Source organism: Sphingobacterium sp. UBA7631 (assembly GCF_002483935.1).
Classification (GTDB): Bacteria; Bacteroidota; Bacteroidia; order Sphingobacteriales; family Sphingobacteriaceae; genus Sphingobacterium; species Sphingobacterium multivorum.
Genome location: NZ_DLIX01000002.1, coordinates 564,022 through 589,027, shown reverse-complemented (window position 1 = coordinate 589,027; position 25,006 = coordinate 564,022). Strand labels below are relative to the sequence as shown.

At 42.7% G+C, this 25,006-nt stretch carries 13 protein-coding genes; 3 read left to right on the top strand and 10 right to left on the bottom strand.

The window, feature by feature from the left end:
• Positions 1-8 precede the first annotated feature (8 nt).
• From B3P16_RS02635 to B3P16_RS02620, 4 genes are all read right to left on the bottom strand, one after another.
• The gene (locus B3P16_RS02635) at positions 9-1,691 is read right to left on the bottom strand and encodes a RagB/SusD family nutrient uptake outer membrane protein (RefSeq protein WP_286752939.1); all 1,683 of its coding nucleotides are present in this window, start codon (positions 1,689-1,691) and stop codon (positions 9-11) included.
• A gap of 45 nt (positions 1,692-1,736) precedes the next feature.
• Entirely contained in the window at positions 1,737-4,862 is a 3,126-nt protein-coding gene (locus B3P16_RS02630) for a SusC/RagA family TonB-linked outer membrane protein (RefSeq protein ID WP_286841272.1), read from the bottom strand.
• Positions 4,863-4,948: 86 nt separating this feature from the next.
• Positions 4,949-5,899 (bottom strand): carbohydrate kinase family protein, encoded by a 951-nt coding sequence (locus B3P16_RS02625; protein ID WP_286841270.1) that lies wholly within the window; start codon positions 5,897-5,899, stop codon positions 4,949-4,951.
• A 198-nt stretch (positions 5,900-6,097) separates the two neighbouring features.
• Positions 6,098-7,420, bottom strand: a complete 1,323-nt coding sequence (locus B3P16_RS02620) for a sugar porter family MFS transporter (protein WP_112374298.1) — start codon at positions 7,418-7,420, stop codon at positions 6,098-6,100.
• A gap of 292 nt (positions 7,421-7,712) precedes the next feature.
• Here B3P16_RS02620 and B3P16_RS02615 point away from each other — a divergent pair, with 292 nt between their 5' ends.
• A complete protein-coding gene (locus tag B3P16_RS02615; protein WP_286841267.1) occupies positions 7,713-10,466 on the top strand; it encodes a hybrid sensor histidine kinase/response regulator transcription factor in 2,754 nt (917 codons plus the stop codon).
• 29 nt (positions 10,467-10,495) lie between these two features.
• Here the strand turns inward: B3P16_RS02615 and B3P16_RS02610 are convergent, their stop codons facing one another.
• The 5 genes from B3P16_RS02610 to B3P16_RS02590 all read right to left on the bottom strand — a co-directional run bounded on the left by B3P16_RS02610 (position 10,496) and on the right by B3P16_RS02590 (position 18,437).
• A complete protein-coding gene (locus B3P16_RS02610; protein ID WP_286841265.1) occupies positions 10,496-11,266 on the bottom strand; it encodes an ABC transporter permease in 771 nt (256 codons plus the stop codon).
• The gene (locus B3P16_RS02605) at positions 11,259-12,164 is read right to left on the bottom strand and encodes an ABC transporter ATP-binding protein (protein WP_286841264.1); all 906 of its coding nucleotides are present in this window, start codon (positions 12,162-12,164) and stop codon (positions 11,259-11,261) included. The genes B3P16_RS02610 and B3P16_RS02605 overlap by 8 nt, the downstream gene beginning before the upstream one ends.
• Positions 12,165-12,169: 5 nt before the next feature.
• Positions 12,170-13,360: an erythromycin esterase family protein gene (locus B3P16_RS02600; protein ID WP_286841262.1), complete on the bottom strand. Its 1,191-nt coding sequence runs from the start codon at positions 13,358-13,360 to the stop codon at positions 12,170-12,172.
• A gap of 337 nt (positions 13,361-13,697) precedes the next feature.
• Positions 13,698-15,314: a RagB/SusD family nutrient uptake outer membrane protein gene (locus B3P16_RS02595; protein ID WP_286841260.1), complete on the bottom strand. Its 1,617-nt coding sequence runs from the start codon at positions 15,312-15,314 to the stop codon at positions 13,698-13,700.
• A 9-nt stretch (positions 15,315-15,323) separates the two neighbouring features.
• Positions 15,324-18,437: a SusC/RagA family TonB-linked outer membrane protein gene (locus tag B3P16_RS02590; protein ID WP_286841258.1), complete on the bottom strand. Its 3,114-nt coding sequence runs from the start codon at positions 18,435-18,437 to the stop codon at positions 15,324-15,326.
• A 323-nt stretch (positions 18,438-18,760) separates the two neighbouring features.
• Here B3P16_RS02590 and B3P16_RS02585 point away from each other — a divergent pair, with 323 nt between their 5' ends.
• Together B3P16_RS02585 and B3P16_RS02580 are read left to right on the top strand one after the other, a co-directional pair.
• A complete protein-coding gene (locus B3P16_RS02585) occupies positions 18,761-20,005 on the top strand; it encodes a glycoside hydrolase family 71/99-like protein (RefSeq protein WP_286841256.1) in 1,245 nt (414 codons plus the stop codon).
• A gap of 3 nt (positions 20,006-20,008) precedes the next feature.
• Positions 20,009-22,495 carry a glycoside hydrolase family 95 protein gene (locus tag B3P16_RS02580; RefSeq protein ID WP_286841255.1) on the top strand — a complete coding sequence of 829 codons (2,487 nt, stop codon included), beginning with the start codon at positions 20,009-20,011 and terminating at the stop codon, positions 22,493-22,495.
• 186 nt (positions 22,496-22,681) lie between these two features.
• Here B3P16_RS02580 and B3P16_RS02575 read toward each other — a convergent pair whose 3' ends face one another.
• Positions 22,682-24,943: a GH92 family glycosyl hydrolase gene (locus B3P16_RS02575; RefSeq protein ID WP_286841253.1), complete on the bottom strand. Its 2,262-nt coding sequence runs from the start codon at positions 24,941-24,943 to the stop codon at positions 22,682-22,684.
• Positions 24,944-25,006 lie beyond the last annotated feature (63 nt).

Below are 25,006 nucleotides of genomic sequence, written 5' to 3'. Positions count from 1 at the left end.
ATGCTTATTTAATAGCCTGGATTTTGTTTGTACAGATATTTACTTAATCTGATCTGTGCTTCAGGAATCGGCAAGTATTCGTTCCTATCTGCAGTAAAATGTGCCGAAGAATAATAAGATCGACGTGACTTTTCCGCATCATAATAGGCATTCATGGCCTGGTCTGCAATTCCCCAGCGTACAAGATCAAAGAACCTTCCGTTTTCCATCGCAAGCTCCAATCGTCTTTCCCAACGTAACGCCTTCCGGGCATTTTCTTCGTTCCATACAATATTATCTCCATTTTTGTACGTTTCGATCAGGGTTTTATCATTTGCATAGCCCGTAAGTGCAGTGCTATTTTTTGCCCGCGTACGTACTTGGTTTATCAATGGCAGTGCTTCAGCCGAACGATGCAGCTCGATAAGCGCCTCTGCCCGCATCAACAGCACATCGGCAAAGCGCAATACAATTCGATTTTTTGTATTGGCATAGAAAGGTACCATCGGGACAAAGCAATCGCAATCGGGATCTACATTCTCTTTCAATGAGGCGTAAACCGAATATTCTGCCGGGTTACGGTTCCAGCTTTCTTCATACGTTCTTTTGCTACTATACTTGTACGGTAAGCCCGGAATTGCAACCGTATGAAATAACCGTGGATCGTACTTTTCTGAGGTATTAAAGCTATTCAACGCATTGTAGTTATCCAGTGGTAGACCTTTACCCGTTGTGCGAAACGCGTTGACAAGGCTTTGACTCGGTTTATTGAAATCACAACAGCCTACGCCCATAGGTACTGATAGCACATCAGAAAAATTAACACGCCCAAATTTTGTGCCGTCATCTTTTGAAAACTGAACTGAAAACAGGGCTTCGGTCCCATTTTCATATTTGCCCGGCAAGAAATTAAAAGCAAAGTCGGTTTCCAGCGTATGATTGGATGAAAGTACAACATCCGTATTTTGTACAACCTTTTCCAAATCTCCGGCATCGATGCCCGTCACCACATTACGTTCGGCATTGTCCTGACGGTATCCCTTATAGAGATAGGTTTTGGCAAGATATGCCGCAGCAGCAACACGGTTGGCACGCCCGACCTCCGTTTGTACAGCCGGGAGATGATCTACAGCATACTGAAAATCATCCACAATCTTTTGCCATAGCGCATCGTTGCTCAAGGCCCTATTCGATACGGTTTCATAGCTGTCTACCGCGACATTTTCATCAATATAAGGCACATATTTGAAAAGGATCTTTAGCATAAAGTAAAAATGACCGCGTAGAAAGCGTGCTTCACCCAGCTTTTCTTCCTTCCCATCGAAATTATCCATCTCCTGTATGGTCTTGATCGTGGTATTGGCACGCGAAATCGCCACGTACAACTGAAACCACAATTTATCCAACTCTGCAAAATTGGTTGTAATGTTATTGGAGACCTCCAGGAAATGAAAGGTCTGGATATCCTGTGGTCCCGATCCGCCTTTATAAGCATCGTCCGACCGAACCGTACCATAGGGCCATAAGCTAAAAGGGACATCATAATGATCGTTACCCAATGCCGCATAGGTAGCTGTCAATAATCGTTCAGGCTCCTTAACCTGATCGGAGCTTAGTACACCATTGGGTGTTTGATCTAAAAATTTGGTGCATCCTGGAAGTAGTCCAGCAAGAACCATGAATATCGCTATTTTAGTGGTTATTTTTTTCATCCGTATAAATTATTTAGAAGTGTATCGCCTTATTTCGCTCCCATTTTAAAATCCAATATTTACCCCAGCTGTCCACGTGGTTGGAATTGGATAACCCCAACCTACATTTTCAGGATCCACACCGGTGAAATTTTTTGATTTAACGGTAAATAGATTCTGACCAGTTACATAAATCCTTAATCGGCTCATACGTAGGTGTGCGGCGGTTGCTGTTGGCAAAGTGTAGCCCAGGGACAAATTCCGGAGCTTCATATAAGATCCATTCTCGATAAAGTAATTTGACAGACGGCCCTCGTCGTTGTTATTTGTTGTTTGTAAGGCCGGGATCGTTGACGTTGGATTTTGTGGTGTCCAGGCATTGAGCAGACGTACACCTTTATTGGAATTGACGTCGTCCACACTCCAGAAGTCCGTTTGCTTTTTCAGCCAGTTTTCAACATCTATTCCCTGTACCCCCTGAAAGTACGCAGATAGGTCAAAGCTTTTATATTTTAGCACAATGTTCAAACTATAAGAAAAATCAGGATGAGGACTACCAATCCATGTACGGTCCATATCGGTGATCTGCTTGTCCGCATCATAGACGTTGACATAACGTAAACGCCCTATCCCTTTACCGGTCTGATTGACGTGCGCATCCACCTCGTCCTGATTCTGAAAAATGCCGTCGGTGACATAGCCATAAAATGACCCTAGCGGCCGGCCGATAATATTGTCTCCTTGACGACCACCATAGGAGTTTTCTACTGCTTCGGGTAAATGTGTCACCTTGTTTTTATAGGTCGAGAACACAGCCATTACATCATAATCCAATCCAAAGGTTGTTTTATTACGATATCCGGCCGATATGTCCAAACCTTTATTTTCCATGGAGGCACCATTCGCCCAACGGTAACCGCCCTCTCCGACCACACCGATATAGGCTGGATTGATCAACATATCTTTGGTTGCTTTAACATACCAGTCAATCGAACCATAGAGACTTTGATTAAACAATGAAAAGTCCAAGCCTATATTCGTCTGCGTGGTAGTTTCCCATTTCAGATCATTATTTTCCGTTTGGATTTTGCGGTATCCCGATGGTAACTTTCCCGTTCCTGCACCCGATAGATCGTATGCTGTACCGTCCACGATATTCCATGTTGGATCAGCAACACCATATTCGGGGACGAACAGGGCATAGGTAGCCAGATTACCAATACCCTGGTTGCCTGTCTGCCCCCATCCCACACGTAACTTGAGGTCAGAAATATAATTTTTTGTACTTGCCATAAAGCGTTCAGAAGAGATCCGCCAGCCTGCCGTTACTGCTGGAAAAGTGGCAAAGCGGTTGTTTTTACCGAAGCGGGAAGAGCCATCGTGGCGTACGGTGAAAGAAGCCAGATAACGGTCATCATAGGAATAATTGGCCTTTCCAAAATAGGATAGCAGCGAGAAGCCTGTAGAGCCACCTCCTACTGCCGCTGTACCCGTACTCACACCTGGCCACATATACTCTGGTGTTTCTATGGCAAATGCACCATCACCAGCGGTATAGGCGTTAAAATTAATATCATTCTGACGGTTCATTTCGATACCAGCAAGCACATCTATTGTATGTTTGTCGATTGCCTTCCGATAAGTCGCTGTATTGGACCAAGTCCACTTCATCCCATGAGACTGCTCCATATTAACGCCACTGCGGCTGCTGTTCATAAATCCCGAACGATAGGATACTTCCAGGTTACGTTTGTAAAAATTACTGTAATCCAGGCCATAACTGGTTCGAACATGCAGATCTTTTATCAGCTGTAGATCGGCATAGGCATTCCCAAACAAACGCCAATAATTGTATTTATTATTTCTATTGTCGTAAAGTATACGCATGGGATTATGACGGTCGTTCATTCCTAATGCTGGTCCCCCCCAGCCCATTCCATCTACCGTATGCACGGGGATAATCGGTAAAGCTTTCAACGAAAGGTCAAGTACATCGCCGGGGACCTGCACTTCACCCGTGTTGTTTACCGTAAAATTCTCTCCAACAACCAGTTTCCCATCAAACAGTTTATAGTCAGCATTCATCCGGGCGGATATTCGCTGGAAATCCGTGTAACGGAGTGTGCCATTGTTGTGCAAATAACCTAAGGAGAAAAAGGAGCTGGATTTTTCTGTTCCGGAGCTCAATGTCGCATTGTATGACTGCTGCAGTCCTGGTTTCGAAACTTCCTTAAACCAATCGGTATCTGAAGCATACATGGTGTGCTCACGATCAATATACTTGGAAACAAAAACAGTATTGAGCTGAGGCACGCCATTCGCATCGTTATTCCATTCAAACTGATAACCAATATTGTTTCCATTTGGATTGCCACCGCTGTTGATCGTTGCCTGCCATAGGGCACGACCATATTGTTGTGCGTCGAGCACTTTCATGCGATTATTAAAATGCGTACTGGTGGCGTAGGCGTCTACTGTAAGTTTAGGGGCACCTAGCTTTCCTTTTTTCGTAGTGATGACAATAACACCATTGGCTGCACGCGAGCCATAGATACTCGCCGAAGAAGCGTCCTTTAAAACCTGAATGCTTTCGATATCATTCGAATTGAGTTCGTGCATTCCGCCCTGTGTGGGGGTTCCATCAATGACATATAAGGGATCCTGACTACTATTGATCGAACTGATTCCGCGCATACGCACTGTTGCCGCTCCACTTGGACTACCATCCGAAGTTACAGTCATACCGGCTACCCTTCCTTGCAGGGATTTCATTGGGTTATTTTCTGGAGCCTTCATCATCTCAGCAACATTCACAACACTCACTGCACCAGTCAAGTCCTTCTTCCGTTCGGTTTGATATCCCGTAACGACCACTTCATCCAGTCCTTTTTCGGTGCTCGTAAGCTGAATATCGAGGAACTTTCTTCCGGCAACAGCAATTGTCTGCGTGGCATAGCCGACATAACTTATTTCTAATGTGCCCTGATTGCCCGATGTCTGGAGGACAAATTCTCCCTTTTCATTTGTCTTGGTAGCTATTGTGGTTCCCTTCACCACTAAAGATGCCCCCACTATAGGTGCTGCTGTTCCACTATCCGTAATTCTTCCCCGGATTTCAGTCTGCTGCGCAAATGCGACAACAGAAAAAAGTGCTAAAGACGGGAGCAGCATTGCTTTCTGTCTTGTAAACATAATTGGTTATGCGTAAATGGTTAATTATTTAGATTGATTATTTTATGATGATAGCGTGTATACTGCTTCTTTAAGAAGCAGTATACTTACTGTTGCTTCTGGCCTCCATTGAAGATCGGATGCAACCATTGGAATCGATTGATGACCTCATCGTTATATTCAGGACAAGCCCCCCGGCTCTGTGTCACAAACCCACTTAAGGTCGCCGCAAATTCCAGTACTTCCTCCAGCTGAACACCCTCCTGCATCTGAAACCTTTTGGTGAGGAAAGCCGCCAAAAACGAATCACCGCTTCCGATTGTATCTTCTACCTGAACTTTCAAGGCCGGGAAATGATAACTGATATTATCTTTTTTATAATGATACACGGCTCCATCTGCACCATAGGTTACAATTGCCTCCTGAATTGCAAAACGGGCCATGATCAAGTCTACACGCTGCTGATCGGTATAGGCTTCCGTAGCGCCATTCCAGTCGGAAATAACATGCAGTTCTTCGGCATTCATTTTCACAAAATCAGCATATGCCAACAACTTATGTATTTTTTCAGGACCAAAATAAGGTGTACGCAGGTTGACATCCATCACCCGAAAGCGGGCTTTTTCAAGCAATAACAGCAAACTTTGGAAGCTTACTTCATCCCGACAGGCTAGACTTCCATATACCAAAAAATCCACCGTTGCAACTGCTTCCAGAACCACACTATCCACTGCGATTCTGTCCCAAGCTACCGGATAAACGATATCGTAATGCACATCGCGTTTAGCATCGATCGAAACCTCTACGGTTGAGGTAGGCAATAACTCATCGTACTGGAAAAAATCGGTCGGAATGCCCAGATCCTCACATACCTTACGTAGTTCATAACCATTTTCATCACGCCCTATGCGTGTTAGCATACGCGTCGTAACGCCCAGTTTATTGAGGTGATAAGCCACATTCAACGGCGCCCCGCCCAATTTTTTACCTGTAGGAAGATTGTCCCAAAGTACCTCTCCAAAACAAATACCCTGTATTGATTTTTCTCCGTTTTTCATATTTCTTCTTTTTTCACAAAGCTTCGGCCGAGCGCCAAAAGCCATGTAACGAATTGATTATTATATTTCCCTTTAAGTTCAATGTTGACAATAGATACACACGACTTGCTATCATAATGTCATTGATTAAATAGCTTTCGATAGGCGCCAGTCGCGCCATGGCTACTCCGACGCCTATTCGTTTAGTCCAGCTAAAGACTAATGTAGATTGATGGTATGCCCAAGGTCTTCCAGTGACTTCCCTTTTGTCTCCGGCATAAACTTAAGCACATAGATAAGCTGTAAAACCATAAATAGGGCAAAGATCAAGAAGGTACCGCCCCCGCCGAGCATTTCCGTCAATGCAGGAAAACAAAAGGTAATAATTGCCGCCATCACCCAGTGTGTCAAGCTGCCGAATGTCTGTCCTTTAGCACGGACATCATTCGGAAAAATTTCCGAAATAAACACCCAAATCACAGCGCCTTGCGAGAATGCGAAAAAGGCAATAAAACTCATCAGATAGATGGTGATCGCAAAACCCGTCGTTTGATTGGTATAAAAAGCATGGGAAACGAGTGCCAAAGAAACAATCAGTCCAATCGAGCCCACCAACATTAATTTTCTTCTACCGACCTTATCGATGAAATTGATCGCCAGCAACGTAAAGATAAAATTGACAACCCCGATCCCAACTGTTGAAAGCAATGAACTCTGTGAGCCCAAGCCGGCCATTTCAAATACACGGGGGGCATAATAGATGATTGCGTTAATACCTGAAACCTGATTGAATAGCGCAAAACAAAAGGCCAATAAAATAGGTTTGACATTTTCGCGAACGAAGAGTTTGCCCTCCCCTGCTGTATTGTTTTTGGACTCCTGAATTTTTGAAATCTCCAGCTCGTAACCATCCGAGTTGATTTTTTTCATAATTCGTTTTGCTTCAGCTAAATTACCCCTGTGCAGCAGTAACCATCTTGGACTTTCCGGAATAAGGAAGATCAGACCGAAGAATAATAACGACGGAAAACACTGTACGCCTAACATCCAACGCCAGGACTCCTCCCCTACCTGACCGATAAAGTAATTGGACAGATAGGCAATCAGAATCCCCAATACGACGTTGAACTGGAAAAGTCCGACCAATTTTCCACGCGATGCCGCCGGAGATATTTCCGATATATAGATTGGTGCAGTTACCGAAGAGACGCCAACGCCTATACCACCCAAAAAGCGGAATAAAATAAATATCGTCCAGTCATTCGCCAATGCGCTGCCTATTGCTGAGATAAAGTAAAGAGCTGCAACCGCAAATAAAGTATTCTTACGCCCCAACTTATCTGAAGGCAGTGCACCCAGCGCTGCTCCAACAACTGTTCCGATCAATGCAATGGCCATGGTCAATCCATGCTGAAACTCACTTAAATGCCAGTGTTCCTGCACGGCCTTTTCTGCTCCTGAAATAACCGCTGTATCAAATCCAAATAAAAATCCGCCTAAAGCCACTACAAAGGACCAAGCTAGTACCGTGTTTTTGTTCATGTTATGATCTATAATTGATTAATCCAAATTTAACCCTGGTTTCATCTTAACTTAAATTTGAGCTTCGCAAAAACATTTATTTATGTAACATTTTTTAAAAAACATTAAAACACTAAAAATCTGAAACTTACACTAGTATTACTTTTTAAAACTTTCACTTTTTAAACAGAAAATTTAGAAAATGATACATTTTTGAAAGTTTCCATATCAGTGTAAAGAATACACTAACAAAGACGAGGTTAGCCTAAAAAAACTAAATAATGTATATTCGGATATTGAAGGGAAAAAAATCATGGGAAAATATTTCATTTATGGTGGCATATTGATCCTGCTTCTTTTTTGTGGATGTCAACCAATGGTCCAGAAGAAAAAGCGGATTATTGCTTTTTCACAGTGTATCGGAAATGATGCCTGGCGACAAACCATGCTCGAAGAAATGAAAAGGGAACTTTCCTTCAATCCGGATATTGACTTTCTTTATCGAGATGCCCATGGCGACAATAATGTCCAGATTAATCAAATTCGGGAATTAGTCAAACAGGATATCGATCTTCTGATTGTATCGCCAAATGAGGCCGAGCCCCTTACCCCTATAGTAGATTCGGTATTTCAACGCAATATACCCGTCATCGTAACTGACCGTAAGACATCCTCAGGCCAATATAATGCCTATGTGGGGGCAGACAATCTTGCTATCGGAAAACTGGCGGGCCAGTATAGCCGCACCATTTTACAAAACAATGGTTCGATCGGCCTGGTTACTGGATTATCGGGTACATCCGCCTCCATAGAACGTGAAAAAGGCTTTATGCAGCAAATTGGAGATGCTAAAGGGATTCGAACGAGCGGAATCATTCACGGCGGATGGGAAAAAAACAAAGCTTATTTGGAAACGCGTAAGCATATAGACCAAATGATCCAGAGTGATATCATCTTCACCTTCAATGATCAGATGGCCATGGGGGTAAAAAAAGCATTGGACGAAGCCCAGATCAAAAAGGACATTAAGATAATCGGTGTTGATGCCCTTCCTGGTCCCGGAAATGGCCTTGAACAGATCATACAGGGCAAAATGTTCGCTTCCATACTCTACCCCACTGGCGGAGCCGAAGCCATTCGAACGGCCTTGGCTATCATCAACCACCAAAACTACCGCCGCGAGAATATACTCGCAACCTCTGTCATCGATAAAACTAACGCGGAATTGCTTGCCCTGCAGTCGGATAAAATAAAGCAACAGCAGCTCGATATAGACAAAAGACAGGAATTCATTACGGAACAGAATAAGATTTACCAAAGTCAAAAGTCGGTTCTTAATGTACTGGTCGTTAGCTTGGTGCTTGCTGTTGTCTTTGGTGGCATTTCTATTATCGTGATCAGGAGCAACTGGGAAAAGAACAAACATCTGGAAATCCAAAATAGTGAGATCCTTGCGCAACAAAAACAGATCGTCGAGATGAATAGTCAGATCCAGCAAGCGGCAGAAATCAAGAATAATTTCTTCACCAACATCTCACATGAATTTAAAACACCACTGACGCTTATTATAGCGCCTATCGAGGACCTTGAATTACGAAAAGACCTGCCAGAAGAAGTCAAAGAACAGTTGTCGCGCGTCAAGCGGAATGCAAAAAAACTACAGCGTTTGGTTACCGACCTCATTGATATCCACCGAATCAGTAAATCAAAAATTAGGTTACATGCGTCTATCGTTTATATCGATCCATTCATCCAGCAGGTAATAGGTAGTTTCAAACCGCTATTTAAGAAAAACAGAATCTCGGTCAGTTATATCAACAAAACGAGTTTGAAAGAGGTTTGGATGGACGAATACCTCATGGAACAGGTCCTATCCAACTTATTATCCAATGCGATCAAACATACTTCAGCAAGCGGCAGAATTGAAATTATACTAGAAGAAAACAATTTCAAGGACTATTTTTATCTACGCGTATTGGATAATGGTCTGGGAATTGCGCCGGTTGATATTGAGCATATTTTTGATCCTTTTTACCAAGGAGCCGGCAGCCGTAACGGATCCGGAATCGGACTCGCATACAGCAAACAGATCGTCGAACTGCATCATGGCCAGATCACCGTGAGCAGCAAGCCCGGCCATGGATCGATCTTCACCCTCCGCATGCCAATTGGGAACGGTCATTATGAACCTGCTGAACTGGCCGGTTTCGACAGTGGAGAAAAACCATCGTTTCAGCAACAAGATCTACTGGACACGACAGCAAAGGTGGTAGACAACAATCTTTCTTTTCGATCCAACAAATCGAAGAGCATTATGATCGTCGAAGATAATGATGAAATCAGAGACTATCTACGCTCGTTATTGGAACAGGATTACAACCTGTTTCTGGCGAAGGATGCCCAGCAAGCCACTAGTATGATGAAGACACATTTTCCAGACCTGGTGATCACCGATATTATGCTTCCTGATGGAAGCGGACTGGATATTTTGAAAGACATCAAAGCCTTTTATCAGACCGCACATATTCCCGTCATCTTACTGAGTGCACTTGCCAACGAGGAGACCATGCTTGAGGGGAGCAAATTAATGGCCGATGACTATATTACTAAGCCATTCAATGCCGAACTGCTGCGGATACGTATTTCAAATATTCTTCAATCGCGTCATCAGCTTAAAGAAAAATATAGCAGCAACGTCGAACAGTTTGAGCGTACTCAAGCCGAACAGGTCAACGATAGCGACAGAAGATTCCTAAACAATCTCTCCGCCATTGTCGAATCCAAGTTATCGGATCAGCGGTTAAGCGTCGACAGGATTGCCAACGACCTCCATCTCTCACGCGTTCAGCTCTATCGTAAGGTGAAACAGCTGCTCGACTGCAGTGTCAATGAGTATATTGTGGAACGAAGATTAAAGAAAGCCAAAAGCCTGATGGCTGAGGGTCTAACCATCAACGAAATATTTAGTAGTGTCGGCTTTTCATCAGCATCTTACTTCGCGTCGGCCTTTAAAAGGAAATATGGACAGTCACCAAGCGCCTATAAAAAAGAATTTGACAAAAAATAGCCGATCAGTGGGCATGCACGAACGAAACGTTAAAACTGCCCCTTTCGTTTAAATAGATAAAAGCTGATCAATAGAAATACAACAACCATCACCATGTTGCAGTAATCGAGCCGTGCAAATGAGTCATTTTCGGATAGGATGTTCATGACCGCATTATAAGCACCCGTATAGGGTATAAAATCCGAAAAGCTTTTTTGCGCCACCAGCACTGAAAACACCAACATAAACATCCCCACCCCAATCGGGTAAATAAAGCTTCGGAACAATAGACTTAAAGCCAGCTGGATCATCCCAATAGCTGATAAGGTAATGAAAAGCTTCAGAAATGTATAAAAAATCACCTGCCTATAGTCGTAATTCTGGAAACCAAGGACGGGATAAATCAGACTGAGCAGATAGCCGCTGATCAAAAATGCAGCGTACGCAAAAAGAATTGAAAAAAGTAATGTTAGTAGAATAAAGGTCGCTTTGGAAAAGAAAATATTCGATTTACTGATGGGCACAGTAAAGAGTATTTTATAATTGTTATTCTTATACTCCACATCACAGCAAGCATATACAAACAAAGCGACAAGAATGGGATAGAGTAAATAAAAAAATTGAAATACATATCGACCCAATAAGACTTTCCAGGGATTTGGAATGGCGCTGGCACCACCGGAATTGACAATGTCATAGATTATATAAGCGCTAATCGCAAAAATAAGCAGCATAGGTGCGATCAAGATCCCAAAAATTTCCCTGTTACGAAGAAGTTTGTACTTTTCAGACAAAAAAGCAGTATAAAATGTATTAGTCATTTGCACGAGCGATTAGGTTTATAAAAATTTGTTCAAGGTCAGCACCACGGGATTCCAGCCCATAAATAGCAATCTGCTGTTCAACCAAAGATTTGATCACAAAATCAAATTGTTGATCATCCCCTATACTGACGACAACATTTTGACCATCGATCTTAACGGTAGAAAAACCTGCATTTTGCAAAATAGAAACTGTTGCAGCAGGATTGGATGTCCGTAAGAACACTTCTCGGTCAACCTGCCCCAGCAGCTCATGCTTAGTTCCTTGAAAAATCATTTTCCCACCTTCTATGATACCAATGTGTGTTGCTATTTTTTCAAGCTCACTCAAAATATGGCTTGAAAGAAAGATCGTTTTACCCTGTTCATTGAGGTGACAAAACAAGTTGCGCATTTCCACAATACCCTGTGGGTCAAGACCATTTAATGGTTCATCCAGAATGAGTAATTGGGGATCATGAAATATCGCCATTGCAATCCCTAACCGCTGTTTCATACCCATAGACAAAGCATTCGTTTTTTTCTTTTTCTCCCGATGAAGATCAACCATTTCCAACACTTCATCAATGCGTTTATTCCCTTTTTTATGAATGATATCCAAATACTTTAAATTTTCAAAAACGGTTAACTTAGTATAATAACAAGGCGATTCGATCAGGTTTCCAACATTCGTATAGATACGTGTTCGATTTGTCCTAAGACTATTTCCCTGAATAAAAATCGCATCTGTCCGGTCCTCCAAAAGACCTAAAAGTAGCTTGATTGTTGTCGATTTTCCGGCTCCATTTCGCCCGAGATAGCCATAAATACCCTTTTCTGGTACCTGCAGACTGATGTTATCCAGGATTGTTTTCGCGCCTATTTTAAAGCTAAGTTGTTTTGTGAGGATACTTTCCATTGGTGTTACCGGTAAATTGGATCTTTATTGATATCGATATAGAAAATGCCGTCGATAAAGTCGTGCCACCTTCTATCTTCATCAATCCCTTGATTGATGACTGAACTAAAATTCTGTTTTAAAATACTATTGTTGGACAACTCCCGAAGATCTAAAAAGAAATAAGGCAATTTAGTGGCATGAAATACATTTTCCACCGCCAACTTACCCACTCTATCGACAACACGGCCAGTTTTATCGTATCGTCCATAGGAAGTAAAGTCCAGGCTATATGCTTGGGCGCCATATTTACGCTTTAGATAAGTCCCAAGCGGCCGATAATCTTTATTGTATGGAGCAGAAAAGCTATGGATATTGGCACACCAGACGATAATCTTTTTGCCGGCGTAAAGCGAATCGATCTGATAGCATAGATTTTCTGCCATCAGGGAATCCCTAAAATGCATGCTCTGCATTGATCCTGATTTATAGCGCCAAGATTTGTCAAAGTTATTTCTCATATCGGACAGATATCGGCTATAGATCAGGTGCTCATTGTCTTTTACACCCCTGCTGATCACACGGCTCAATGCATCCAATTCTGCTAAAAACTGTTTCTTTTGGTCCGCATCGAGCTGCTTGCTGGCAAAACGTTCATATGTCAGGTATTCCAGTTTGTTTCTATTTTTTTTCAATAAAGGATACTTGGTTGAATCAATCCCATTTTTGACTAAGAAATCTTCTAATAATTTCGCCCGCTTATCAGACAATTCCCTACCCGAAAACTGAATATCAAACCCACCGAGAGAAATAGGATTCTGGGATGTTTTCGTATTTTTATAATAAGTTAAGAGCAGTTGATTTTCCTCATTTTGCCACCAAAAGTCAAATAGACCGATACCGCCGACCGTTTTTACTTGAGACCGACTCGTAGGGTTATCCATCTGTGCATTCATCATCCACATATCATATTGCCCTGCCTCATATAAAACTACGTCATAATCGAGAAGCTCATGCAGATAACGGATGAGTCTGGCTTTCGCTTTGAAAGTTTCGCCATCATTGTGCAGCATTTCACCCAACATCAAAATTCTATTATTTTTTAGCGTAGCATCAAAAAAGCGTAGATCCGAAAAATTACTATCGGTCATCAAGATACTTTTGATTTCTTTTTTATGGCGATTCACTTCGCTTAATAATGTTGCATGATTCGCCATGGGCGTATCATTATAGACAAGCTTATTAAACGATAAAATTAAAACTGTAGTTATCGCAAGTGCACATAAAACACCTCTCATGCATTTCAGCTTATATGATTCATAATTGATCTATCTACTGCGTGTCACGCTAAAGTAGAATACATTTTAACATAAGATGATCATTTTTTCTTTTTCCACAAAAAAATTATACAAAAAAAAATTAGAAATGCCCTATAACTACAAAAAGGCGGTTAAGTGAGTGTATCACATAACCGCCTTGCTTGCTTGCTTGCTTGCTTGCTTGCTTGCTTGCTTGCTTGCTTGCTTGCTTCGTAAAAAATATAGCAGGAGAAAATTAATACCCTACATTTTGTTTCAACGTTCCTTTACTGTTATCGATTACAGCTTGCGGAATTGGCCACAATTCATTTTTTCCAGCTTTGAACGTTCTATTTTCAGAGAAAAAACGGTCCGTTAGCGACGTGTAAGTAACCTTGCCTGTTTTAGGATCCACCGCACCTTTTGACAGCGCGCCATTGACAGGACCGTTCATCACATCTTTGGCTATTCCCCAACGAATAATATCAAAGCGACGGCGTCCTTCTCCTGCGAATTCTACACGCAGCTCGCGACGAACCAACTCACGCAGTTTGCTCTGACCACTGTAAACTGCTTTATCTACTTTTGGCATCTTTGCTCGCACGCGAACCAGATCGATATTGTCATATACGCTATTATCAATGATCCCCAATTCAATCTTTGCTTCCGCATTTAACAGAAGCATTTCAGCATAACGCATCACAATAATGTTGGTACCCACGTTCCAAATGTTCGCATAACTGCTCGGATTTTGGATGTATTTTTTATAGTTGTAAGCTGTGCTAGATGCATTATCTGGACCAGATGGATAATCTTCCGATTTCGGATCCAATGGATCGAAATATTTTCCGTTATACAGTGCTCCTGGGTAAACAATTGTTGCGCCCAGGCGTGGATCTCTTTTTTCATATGGACTGGCAGGGTTATAGGATTTCGACTCGCCAATAGTTTCTCCATCGGCAGTTTCGTAAGCATCTACCAGACTCTGTGTTGGTACAATAGACCCCCATCCGCCCATGGAATTGGGCAGCATAATACCAAGTGAAGTATATCCTTGAATATTTACCAAATATTCGATATTCATCATAACCTCACTGTTGTTTTCATTTGCCTCTTCAAATAGGGTTGCATAATCATCGAATAATTTATAATTAGCCGAAGAGATGATCTCCTGTGTTGTATTGATGACATCCTGATATTTCTTTTCAAAAGCATAACAGCGAGCCAACAAACCAAGGGCGGCACCTTTTGACATCCGCCCGCCTCCCTTAGCAAACGACAAATCTGCTGCAGCTTCTTTCAATTCTTTTTCCACAAATTCCAATACTTCTTTTTGCGTATTTGCAGGCACGAACGAATTTTCTGTCGTCAAAGTTTTCGTAATGATAGGCACTCCCCCAAATAAGGTCGCCAAATCAAAATACTTGTATGCTCGTATAACGCGTACCTCGGCGGTCAGCCGCTTCTTCTTTTCAGCATTAACCGGTGATTTTTCAATATTTTCAAGGATGTAATTGGCTCGACGGATATGCTCGTACGTATAGCGGGCCTCTGCATTTCCAGAGTTTGTCGGTGTTGCGGTGCCATTTCCTAAAGCCTGGAATCCTTCCCAAGGGAAATCACTATTGGAGTTATCCGACGTACAGTCCATGTAAAAAATCTGGGTACCGTCTTCCCAAGCAGATCCTTCGGCCAGCTTACCGTCGCTTCCCCTTGTACCGCTGTACAAACCTGTTACAGCAAAATCGGTTTCTGCTTCCGTTTTCCAAAAATTATCGGCATTATAGGCATCCAACGGTTCCTGATCGAGTTTTTGACAAGAGAACAGTAAGGTGGCTACGCTCAATGCAATCGTTATATTTCTAAGTTTCATGATTTTCAATTAAAAGTTTACGTTAAGACCAAACACATTTGTTTTCACTTGGGGATAGTAATTACCTCTAGAATCCGCTGGGGCCTCCGGATCAAATCCTTTAGCAAATCCGGTAAAAGTCAAGAGATTTTGTCCACTATAGTATACTTTAGCCCCCTTAATACCGATTCTATCCGTAAACGTTTTTGGTAAGGTATAACCGAAGGTGATATTCTTCAAGCGGACATAACTTGCATTCTGGATCCAGAAATCGGAAGGAGTGCCTGAAGGGCTATTTTGTGACCAACTGGTCAATGCCCTCGGCATAGATCCGTTTGGATTGGTCTCTGCATTGAAACGATCTGCAAAAATGGTTGTCGGTTTATCCGATCCCGAGATCCCGCCAATGGCTTCGCCCCAAAGATAGCCCTGTACTTTAGCCGCACCTTGGAAGAATAGGCTCAGATCAAAGTTTTTATAACTCATATTGGAGGTCAGACCAAAGATAAATTTTGGATCGGGCGAACCTAGATATACACGGTCATTTCCATCGATTTTCTTATCGCCATTCTGATCTTTATAGATAATATCACCAGCACCTACAGTTCCGTTCACCCCTTGAATACCACTGTTTTTATATTCCTCGTCCGAACGATAGATTCCAGCAGTTTCGTAGCCATAAAACGAACGGATTGGTCGTCCCTGCTCATAGATATAGAAAGTTCCATTGACCTGTGGTTCGTCACTGGCCCATTTTTTAATCTGGTTGTTGATATAAGAACCGTTTGCGGCAATGCTATATTTGAAATCTCCGATGCTATTTTGATAGTTGACTTGTAGCTCTACCCCATTATTTTGCACTTTTCCTGCATTTTGGTAAGGCGCTGGAAGACCATATAAGTTCGATACAGGCAGTTTTAACAACACCCCATCAGTTTTACGGTCAAAGTATTCAAATACAAAGCCCAGATTATTTTTGAAGTTCAGGTCTAGACCAATGTTGGTACTTGTCGTTGACTCCCATTTTAATATTGGGTTTGCCGACTCTACAATGGCTCCACCGGAACTAATCTCACCACCAAAAGAATAGTTATAACCAGGAGAAATGGTAAATAAGCCTGGATAATAGGCGTCGGAAGAAGGATATGAATTGTCTGATGTTGCCGCTAATTGTTGGTTTCCTAGTTTACCCCAACCGCCTCTTAATTTCAATTCTGAGATTACATCGGACAAAGAAGATTCTTTAAAGAAATCTTCCTGAGAAATACGCCAGCCGGCTGAGAACGACGGGAATGTACTCCAACGATTGCTTCCCAAGAATCGCGATGTTCCATCACGTCTCACATTGGCTTCCAATAGGTACTTATCCGCAAATGCATAATTGATACGACCGAAGAAAGAGCGTAATATTAGCTTTTTGGCTCCTCCATCGACTTTCATTCCGTCCTTGCTACCCAAATTCAGTTCCGAAAAATCATTATTTAAGAAACCTTGTGCATAAGCACTGGAGTAATCCGCACGGAATGTTTCATCCATAAAACCGCCTAAAACATTGATCTGATGGTTACCAATCTTTTTGTCATAGGTCATCAAGGTTTGAAAAGTCAATCGTTCGGATTGGAAGTTATAAACAGTCAAATTATTCACCCCTTGTTTAGGTCCCAAATCACCATTTGGCGCATAGTATTGGATGTCTTTGACAAATTTGGAAGACATATTGTCAATCGGTTGAAAGCCTACAACCTGTTTGATCTTCAGTCCATCCATAATCTGAAATTCACCGGAGAAATTGACCTGTGTATGTTTATAGGTCATATTATCCTTGGCTTCGAGATCCATCCATGCAATTGGGTTACCATCGCTACCACGACCATATACACCATTACTGTATTTATAAGGAATAAAACTAGGAATACGGTTTACCTGTCTAAAGATCTGCGCCATATCACCGGTATAAGGATTTACAGGTTCGGTGATACGTTGATAATTATACGCCAGTCCTAGATCAAATCGAAGTCTTGAAGATACTTTTGCACCAACATTTGTGCGTAAATTATAACGGTCAGAGCTCGCTACCTTGATAACGCCTTTTTGTCCTAAGTAGCCTCCCGAAGCCATATATTGCACATCTTCTGTTCCACCTGTAACTTGCAAATTATGCGATTGTTGAAAGCCCGATCCCTTGTAGAGCAGTCCTAACCAATCCGTATTGGGATGACCGTCCGGATCAGATCCATTTTTGAAAAGTTCAAGATCCTGCTGGGAAAAACGCTGTGTCTTCCCTTCATTTTTAAGGGCCTCATTTAAGATAACAGCATGGTCATAAGAGTTCATATATTCCGGTAGACGTGTTGGATCCTGAATACCGGCATAGCCTGTATAATTCAATTGCGGCTTGCCACTACCGCCCTTTTTGGTCGTAATCAAGATAACCCCGTTTGCAGCCTTAGAGCCGTAAATTGCTGCACTAGGTCCGTCTTTCAATACCGAAACACTTTCAATATCGTTGGGGTTGATATTATTCATCGAGCTTTCTATTCCATCAACAATAACAAGCGGATTCGCATTATTGATGGTACCCAGCCCACGAATACGGATCGTACCGTTGTCTTTACCGGGCTGTCCTGAATTTTGGGTAATCGTTACACCCGAAAACTTACCCTGGATCGCAGAAGATACATTGGTAACCGGACGATCCTGTAGATCTTTTGACGTGATCGCTTGTACCGCACCGGTTAAATTTACCTTCTTTTGTTTAGCGAATCCCACAACGACCACTTCCTCCAAAGCCTCATTATTACTTTCCAGCTGAATTGATAGGGTCGTTCCTGTAACTGTCACTTCTTTGGTTTTGTAGCCAACGCTACTAACAAGCAAAATATCTCCAGCTTTAGCTCGAATTGCAAATGTTCCCTTTGCATCTGTAGATGTCGATACCGATGTTCCTTTGACCGAAACAGTCGCAGACGCAAGAGGACCATCTTCTGCGGTTACTTTCCCGGTAACTTGGTTCTGAGCGGCCTTGTTTGCTGTATGTTTAAATGCAATCGGCATTTCTGCGGCCCACAAACTTTGCGAAGACGCAACAAGAAGAGCAATAGCAAGCAGGCTTACCTTTTGGTTACTTGTAAATTTTGAAATCATAATTAAATAGTTAGTAAAATTGAGTCTGTCAGTTTAGTATTAGATTGACTGGTTCAGCCCGTTAAATTAGAGGGATATTTTATGGGAACAAAACAACGGTGTCACGAAATCGATTGCGTAAATAACGCAATCGATTGACTTCTATTTATTGAAATTCACTTTGTCACTTTTTTAGTATAGAAAACAATGCAACCGGCTGCATCCAAGCTGAAGCGCTGTTGTTATATTAAAAACAAATACTTATATGTTCCATTAATACTTTATTAATGGACTATTAATTGGGTTAATCGATATTTAGCGGCATAACTTAATTATAAATCGATATGATAGCTAAAACGCTCAAATTCCATCTTCTTGGCATCTGTCTACTTTTTTCGGTAGGCTTACTATTCGCACAAAAACAATACGACTCGTATAGCGGCCTTGTTATGGCCGGCTACCAAGGCTGGTTCAATAGTCCTACGGATGGTGCAGACCGCGGATGGTACCATTACCGTGGAAAAAACGGATTCCAACCCGGTTCTACAAATATCGATTTTTGGCCCGACGTCAGCGCCTATCAAATAACCTATGACAGTCCTTTTATGACAAAAGAGGGAAAGCCCGCTAAACTCTATAGCGCACATGATTATTCTTCCGTCAACCTTCATTTTAAATGGATGCAACAATACGGAATCGATGGCGTATTTATGCAACGATTCGTGGGTGAGATCGCTAACCCCAGTGGTCGCAACCACTTCAATACAGTCTTGACTTCGGCTATTCGTTCAGCCAATGAATTTGACCGCGCAATCTGCGTCATGTACGACCTTAGTGGCATTAAAGATGGTGACGACAAAATCTTAATGGACGATGTAGCCGCCCTTGAAAAAGAATGGAACCTCAAAAAGCGTGATCGCGCCAAAACCTATCTTTTTCATCATGGCAAACCACTGATTGCCGTTTGGGGTATCGGATTTAACGACGGTCGCAAATATAATCTCAAAACAGCCGAACGTATTGTCAATTACCTCAAACAAAACGGCTATAGCGTACTTCTTGGCGTACCGACTTATTGGCGTGAATTACGCCAGGATACTGAATCCGATCCATTTTTGCATGAACTCATCAAAAAATCAGATATCATTATGCCTTGGTTTGTTGGTCGATATAATCAGGCCGGATTCGATCAGTTCAAATCCCTGATCAAAGATGATATGGACTGGTGCAAACAACATCAAATCGATTATGCTCCACTTTGCTTCCCTGGATTCTCCTGGACGAACATGACTGGGAGTTCACGTGCCTTTGTCCCACGTGATTCCGGAAATTTCTTATGGAAACAATTACAGTATAACCTCTCAATTGGTGCCCAAATGCTCTACATCGCCATGTTTGATGAAGTCGACGAAGGTACCGCCATATTCAAGACACTGCATCAAAAAGATGTCCCACTTAATGGAACAGGTTCATTTGTCGGTATTGAAGATAATCTTCCCAATGATCATTATCTTTGGTTAACCGGACAGGCAAGCAAATACCTAAAAACCAAAACCTCAGTCCCCGTAAAACAACCAAAAAGAAACTAAAAGATGAAAATAAAAACGCTCCTATACTGCGCACTGCTACTGATGGGCAACACAACAATTAAGGCACAGCAGTCCACTAAAATAATAGATGCCCCATCTAGTCAGCGGCAACATAAGATCACGCAATTCTGGACAGACCGCACACAGATTCAGTCGGCAGCAAGTCTTTCCGCAGGCCCTTTAACGTTATGCTATGCACGCCCCGCAGGAGTTTGGGAGGAAGCGCTACCGCTCGGTAACGGTCAGCTCGGTGCTATGTTTTTTGGTGGTGTCGCCGATGAACGCATCCAACTGAACGAAAGTACGCTTTGGGCCGGTCATCCGCAGGATCCCAATAATCCCAAGGGGAAAATGTATCTGCCCCGCATACAACAACTTCTTTTTGAAGGTAAAAATAAAGAAGCAATCGACCTTGCAGACACAACTTTGATGGGCTTACCCAAAAACATCAAACCCTATCAGTCGCTTGGCGAACTATGGTTTGATATGCCCCATCTTAAAGCTGAACAGTATATGCGCTCGCTTGATCTTGAGCGTGCATTGCAACAAACAAGCTACGTGTATAATGGCGTCAAGTTCTTTCGCGAGTCATTCATTTCAGCTCCTGCCAACGCGATGGTCATCCATTATACAGCAAACAAGAAACAGGCACTCGATCTAAACTTCACCTGGAAAAGAGCCCAGGATTTCAGTTGCACGGCTGATCCGACAGATCCCACACAATTGCTACTTCAGGGTCAGATTGGCCAATCTGCTCATGCCCATGAGCGCGGAACAAAGTTTGCCGCAATTGCAAAAGTAATCCTTAAAGGCGGTAAACTTATCAATGCCGACGGCCGCGTAGCGATTACCGGAGCAGATGAGATTACCATCATCGTCACCGCCGCTACGGATTATCCCGGATTGAAGCATATCGCCTATCCACAAACCCCGGTGGATATTGATCCACTTGCAAGCTGCCGCAAGGTAATCAGTAGCCTGAACAAACAGCATTATCAACAGTTAAAACAAGCTCATATAGAAGATTACCAACAGTATTTTAATCGGGTCAAGTTGAATCTTCCTGATCCAGAACAAGATAAACTCGCAAAACTACCCACCGATTCACTCATTCGGTTGACAAAAGAATTGCAAAAGGTACCTAATACCTTAGTCAACAAATTCTTTCAGTTTGGTCGTTACCTTTTAATCAGCAGTTCACGTCCAGGACATATGCCGGCAAATTTGCAGGGCTTATGGGCTTGGCAGATGGATCCACCTTGGAATGCTGATTTTCATACCAATATTAATTTGCAAATGAACTATTGGCCTGCCGAGGTAACCAATCTTTCTGAATTGCATAAGCCCCTATTTGACCTGACGAAGGCATTAATTCCTTTTGGTGAGCGTACCGCAAGCAAGCTCTATGGAGCCAAAGGCTGGGTGGTACATCATCTCACCGATGTCTGGGGCTACACAGCTCCAGCCGATGGCGTACAGGGCATTTGGCCCATGGGATCGGCCTGGATGGCGCAGCACCCCTGGGAACATTATAACTATACTGGCGACCGAGAATTTTTAAAAGTCCAGGCTTATCCTATTATGAAAGGAGCGGCTGAATTTATTTTGGATTTTATGGTCAAAATCCCCCAAGGTAAATCATTTGCCGGTTATTGGACCACCAACCCTTCACATTCCCCTGAGAATAGTTTTATCCTACCATCGGGTGAAGTTTCCAGTTTTACCTACGGTGCCACCATGGATACACAGATTATCCGCGACCTCCTGCAAAATTGTGTTGAAGCCACAAAGCTCTTAGATTGCGATCCTGATTTCAGACAACGCTGTCAAGCTGCCTTAACCAAACTTATTCCAACACAAATCAGCAAAGAAACAGGCCGCATTATGGAATGGATCGAAGATTATAAAGAAACAGAGGTAAATCATAGGCATACGTCACATTTATTTGGTTTGCATCCGAGCAACCAGATTTCAATCGTTAATACGCCCGAACTAGCCGAAGCTGCAAAAAAGACGCTATTAAGTCGGGGCGATCATGGTACAGGTTGGAGTCTAGCCTGGAAAATCAATATGTGGAATAGATTGCACGATGGAGAGCATGCCTACCGCTTATTGTATAACCTGATCAGTGATAAGACACTGCCCAATCTGTTCGATAATCACCCACCCTTCCAGATTGACGGGAACTTTGGCGCGACCGCAGCGATTGCCGAAATGCTGCTGCAAAGCCAGGTCAGGGACAAAAACAACAATTACCTGATCGAGCTGCTACCCGCTTTAAGCCACAACATGGATCAGGGAAGCGTAACCGGACTTAAAGCAAGAGGTAATCGTACGGTGAATATACAGTGGGAAAACGGTAAGCTTAAGAAAGCCGAAATCCTACCCAGCAGTAATGGTCCGGTCTGTATCAGCTATGCAGGTAAACAGATCGAACGGAATGGAACAAAAGGTACAGCAGTCTTGATTACCCCCGATATGTTTCAATAAGGGAGCATCCATATTTGAGCTGCTTATCAAAGTTTTGGTTATTCGATTTAAAGCAAGGCGAATATCCTACCGCGTATAGACAATAGGACAAAGCTATCCATAAACAAAAGCGCTGTTGATCGATGATCAACAGCGCTTTTTACCTTTTTTACTTTCTGACATACACATGCCGGTAAGCAAGCTTTGTTAGTTTCCCTTTCCCCAATTTCGATTTGCTCTATCCCCCATCACAAATTCCAATGTGCCACCTTTCAGCACATCGGCATGAGTCAGCTGTGGAACGTTCAGCGGCTGCCCATTTAATTTCGCCGATTGAATGTATTTGTTTTTTGCAGATGCATTCTTGCCGATAATTACAAAAGACTTGCCATTAGGAAGCTGTATGCTCACTTTCTGAAAAAATGGAGATCCGATGCTGTAGGAAGTCAGACCTGGTGTTACAGGATAGAAGCCCATTTGGGAAAAGACCACAAAAGCTGACATCCCGCCACCGTCTTCATCACCCGGTACCCCCATTAGATCGTTTCTAAACCACTCACCGATCAGTTTATGTATCCGTTTCTGTGTCATCCAAGGTTGTCCGGCGTAATTGTAGAGATAAGGAATATGCAAAGCCGGCTCGTTCGCCATGGAAAATTGTCCAACATTACCTGTATGATCTGGAAGCTGTGCGTAAAAATCAAATTTCGACCGACCCAAAGGCTGCTGAAACATCTCATCGAGGTACTTGACAAACAATTCATTTCCCCCCATCAATTTGATCAGATCCGGAATGTTGTGTTGTACATCCCAGCGATAGATCCAGGCATTGTTTTCACCATAATACTCCCGTGCTCCCTGTCCGCCAGAAAACACATAATCAAAAGGCATGATGAAATTTCCCTTGTCATCTTTGGGATGGAAAAATTTGGTCTGTTCGTTGAAAAGATTTCGATAATTGAAAGATTGCTTCATAAAGAGATCATAATCAGCCTGAATACCCAATTCTTGAGCAAGCTGTGCCAAGCACCATAAGTCGTAAGAGGTACCCAAGGTTACAGCGACCGGTTGTCTCCGTTCAAAACCGTTTACCTCTGGTATCGTTTCTTTTTCACCTGGATATAATGCTGGAATATAGCCTTTCTCCTTAAAAAACTCGTCTAATTTCCCTGCGGCTTTACCCGACCAAGGAGCTAGTGTCTTTTCTGTAATCGCACCTTTTGCTGCCAGATAGGCTTTCTTGATATCAAAATTACGCACTCCCTTGCGGTAAGCATCCAACAAAGTTGCTACACCATGATTTGAATTCATCCGTCTACTATCACCGGTAATCTCAGGGAAAGTAGGCAACCAAGGCTGCTCCATTTGTTCAGACATCCGGACAAAAGAATTGAGGATCAAGGATTCTGTACCTGGATCTAACAGTACCCGCAATGGATGATGTGCACGGTAGGAGTCCCAGATCCAGTCATCGGTAAAAAAAGATTTGCCCTCGTCCTGATGTACCTTACCGTCGAACGCACTATAATAACGTCCATCCTCAGAAATATTGACTGGCCGTTCGTAGGTGCGGTATAAGGAGGTATAAAACACATGCTTATTGGACTCATTGTCGTCTTCCACCGCAATTTTACCTAAAGCATCGTTCCATATTTTACGCCCTTTTTCAGCTAGCTTCTTTTGATCAAAATCGCTGATTTCACGTTTTAAATTGGCTTTTGCCTGTGCGACATCGATAAATGAAACACCATATTTCATGCGCAAGCTAGTCCCTGCCTGATTAAACTCCAATATCATACACGAATTCTTACCGGCAGTTTCTGTTGCATTTTCCAGTTGTTGGCCTTGCAGTCGCTTTACCGCAACAGGTTTGGATTCGGGAATAGCATAAATATACACGTACGTACCATTACCAATATCCTGTGTACCCGAAAGTCCCCGTCCATCCCATTGAAGTTTCCCTTCCTGTGAGTTGAACTGAAGGTATTTTGTCGAAGTTGTCGGAAACGTAAAGGTATACATCCCCGACTGATGCGACAGCGCATAGTCTACCTGAATATTCTCTTGATCCAATAGCACCGAATAGGCATACGGATGTATTTCCTCCTGATCGTAACTATACAGTTGTACCGGTTTCAAACTGCCCGGCAATTTCACCATGGGACTAAGATTGAAAGCCGATTTTCCACGATGGCTGGTAACGATAAGCGGCAGACCAAACAGACGGTCTGACGTATAGTCTCCCCGCTCAGGATAAACGCGCAAAAGGCTGTTTGGCAAGTGGACCGTTGGGTAGGTTGGCACCAATAAATGGCTGATGTTTCCCATATAAGGGTTGACATAGTCAACATAATCTTTCGTCATTTTAGCTTGGGAAAAACCTTTTAGCATACTGACCGAAAGAAGAGAACAGCAACATATTGTGCGTAACAATGTATTGGTTTTACGTTTGATATTCTTCGTTAGCATTTTAAACAATTAAGTGTTCGATGGTTTAAGGGCGAAACAGTTGTTCCGCCCCTAAAGTTAATT

Excerpts from the sequence above, each read along its gene's own strand:
- B3P16_RS02635 (WP_286752939.1), bottom strand. The coding sequence starts at position 1,691 with ATGAAAAAAATAACCACTAAAATAGCGATATTCATGGTTCTTGCTGGA.
- B3P16_RS02630 (WP_286841272.1), bottom strand. The coding sequence starts at position 4,862 with ATGTTTACAAGACAGAAAGCAATGCTGCTCCCGTCTTTAGCACTTTTT.
- B3P16_RS02625 (WP_286841270.1), bottom strand. The coding sequence starts at position 5,899 with ATGAAAAACGGAGAAAAATCAATACAGGGTATTTGTTTTGGAGAGGTA.
- B3P16_RS02620 (WP_112374298.1), bottom strand. The coding sequence starts at position 7,420 with ATGAACAAAAACACGGTACTAGCTTGGTCCTTTGTAGTGGCTTTAGGC.
- B3P16_RS02615 (WP_286841267.1), top strand. The coding sequence starts at position 7,713 with ATGGGAAAATATTTCATTTATGGTGGCATATTGATCCTGCTTCTTTTT.
- B3P16_RS02610 (WP_286841265.1), bottom strand. The coding sequence starts at position 11,266 with ATGACTAATACATTTTATACTGCTTTTTTGTCTGAAAAGTACAAACTT.
- B3P16_RS02605 (WP_286841264.1), bottom strand. The coding sequence starts at position 12,164 with ATGGAAAGTATCCTCACAAAACAACTTAGCTTTAAAATAGGCGCGAAA.
- B3P16_RS02600 (WP_286841262.1), bottom strand. The coding sequence starts at position 13,360 with ATGGCGAATCATGCAACATTATTAAGCGAAGTGAATCGCCATAAAAAA.
- B3P16_RS02595 (WP_286841260.1), bottom strand. The coding sequence starts at position 15,314 with ATGAAACTTAGAAATATAACGATTGCATTGAGCGTAGCCACCTTACTG.
- B3P16_RS02590 (WP_286841258.1), bottom strand. The coding sequence starts at position 18,437 with ATGATTTCAAAATTTACAAGTAACCAAAAGGTAAGCCTGCTTGCTATT.
- B3P16_RS02585 (WP_286841256.1), top strand. The coding sequence starts at position 18,761 with ATGATAGCTAAAACGCTCAAATTCCATCTTCTTGGCATCTGTCTACTT.
- B3P16_RS02580 (WP_286841255.1), top strand. The coding sequence starts at position 20,009 with ATGAAAATAAAAACGCTCCTATACTGCGCACTGCTACTGATGGGCAAC.
- B3P16_RS02575 (WP_286841253.1), bottom strand. The coding sequence starts at position 24,943 with ATGCTAACGAAGAATATCAAACGTAAAACCAATACATTGTTACGCACA.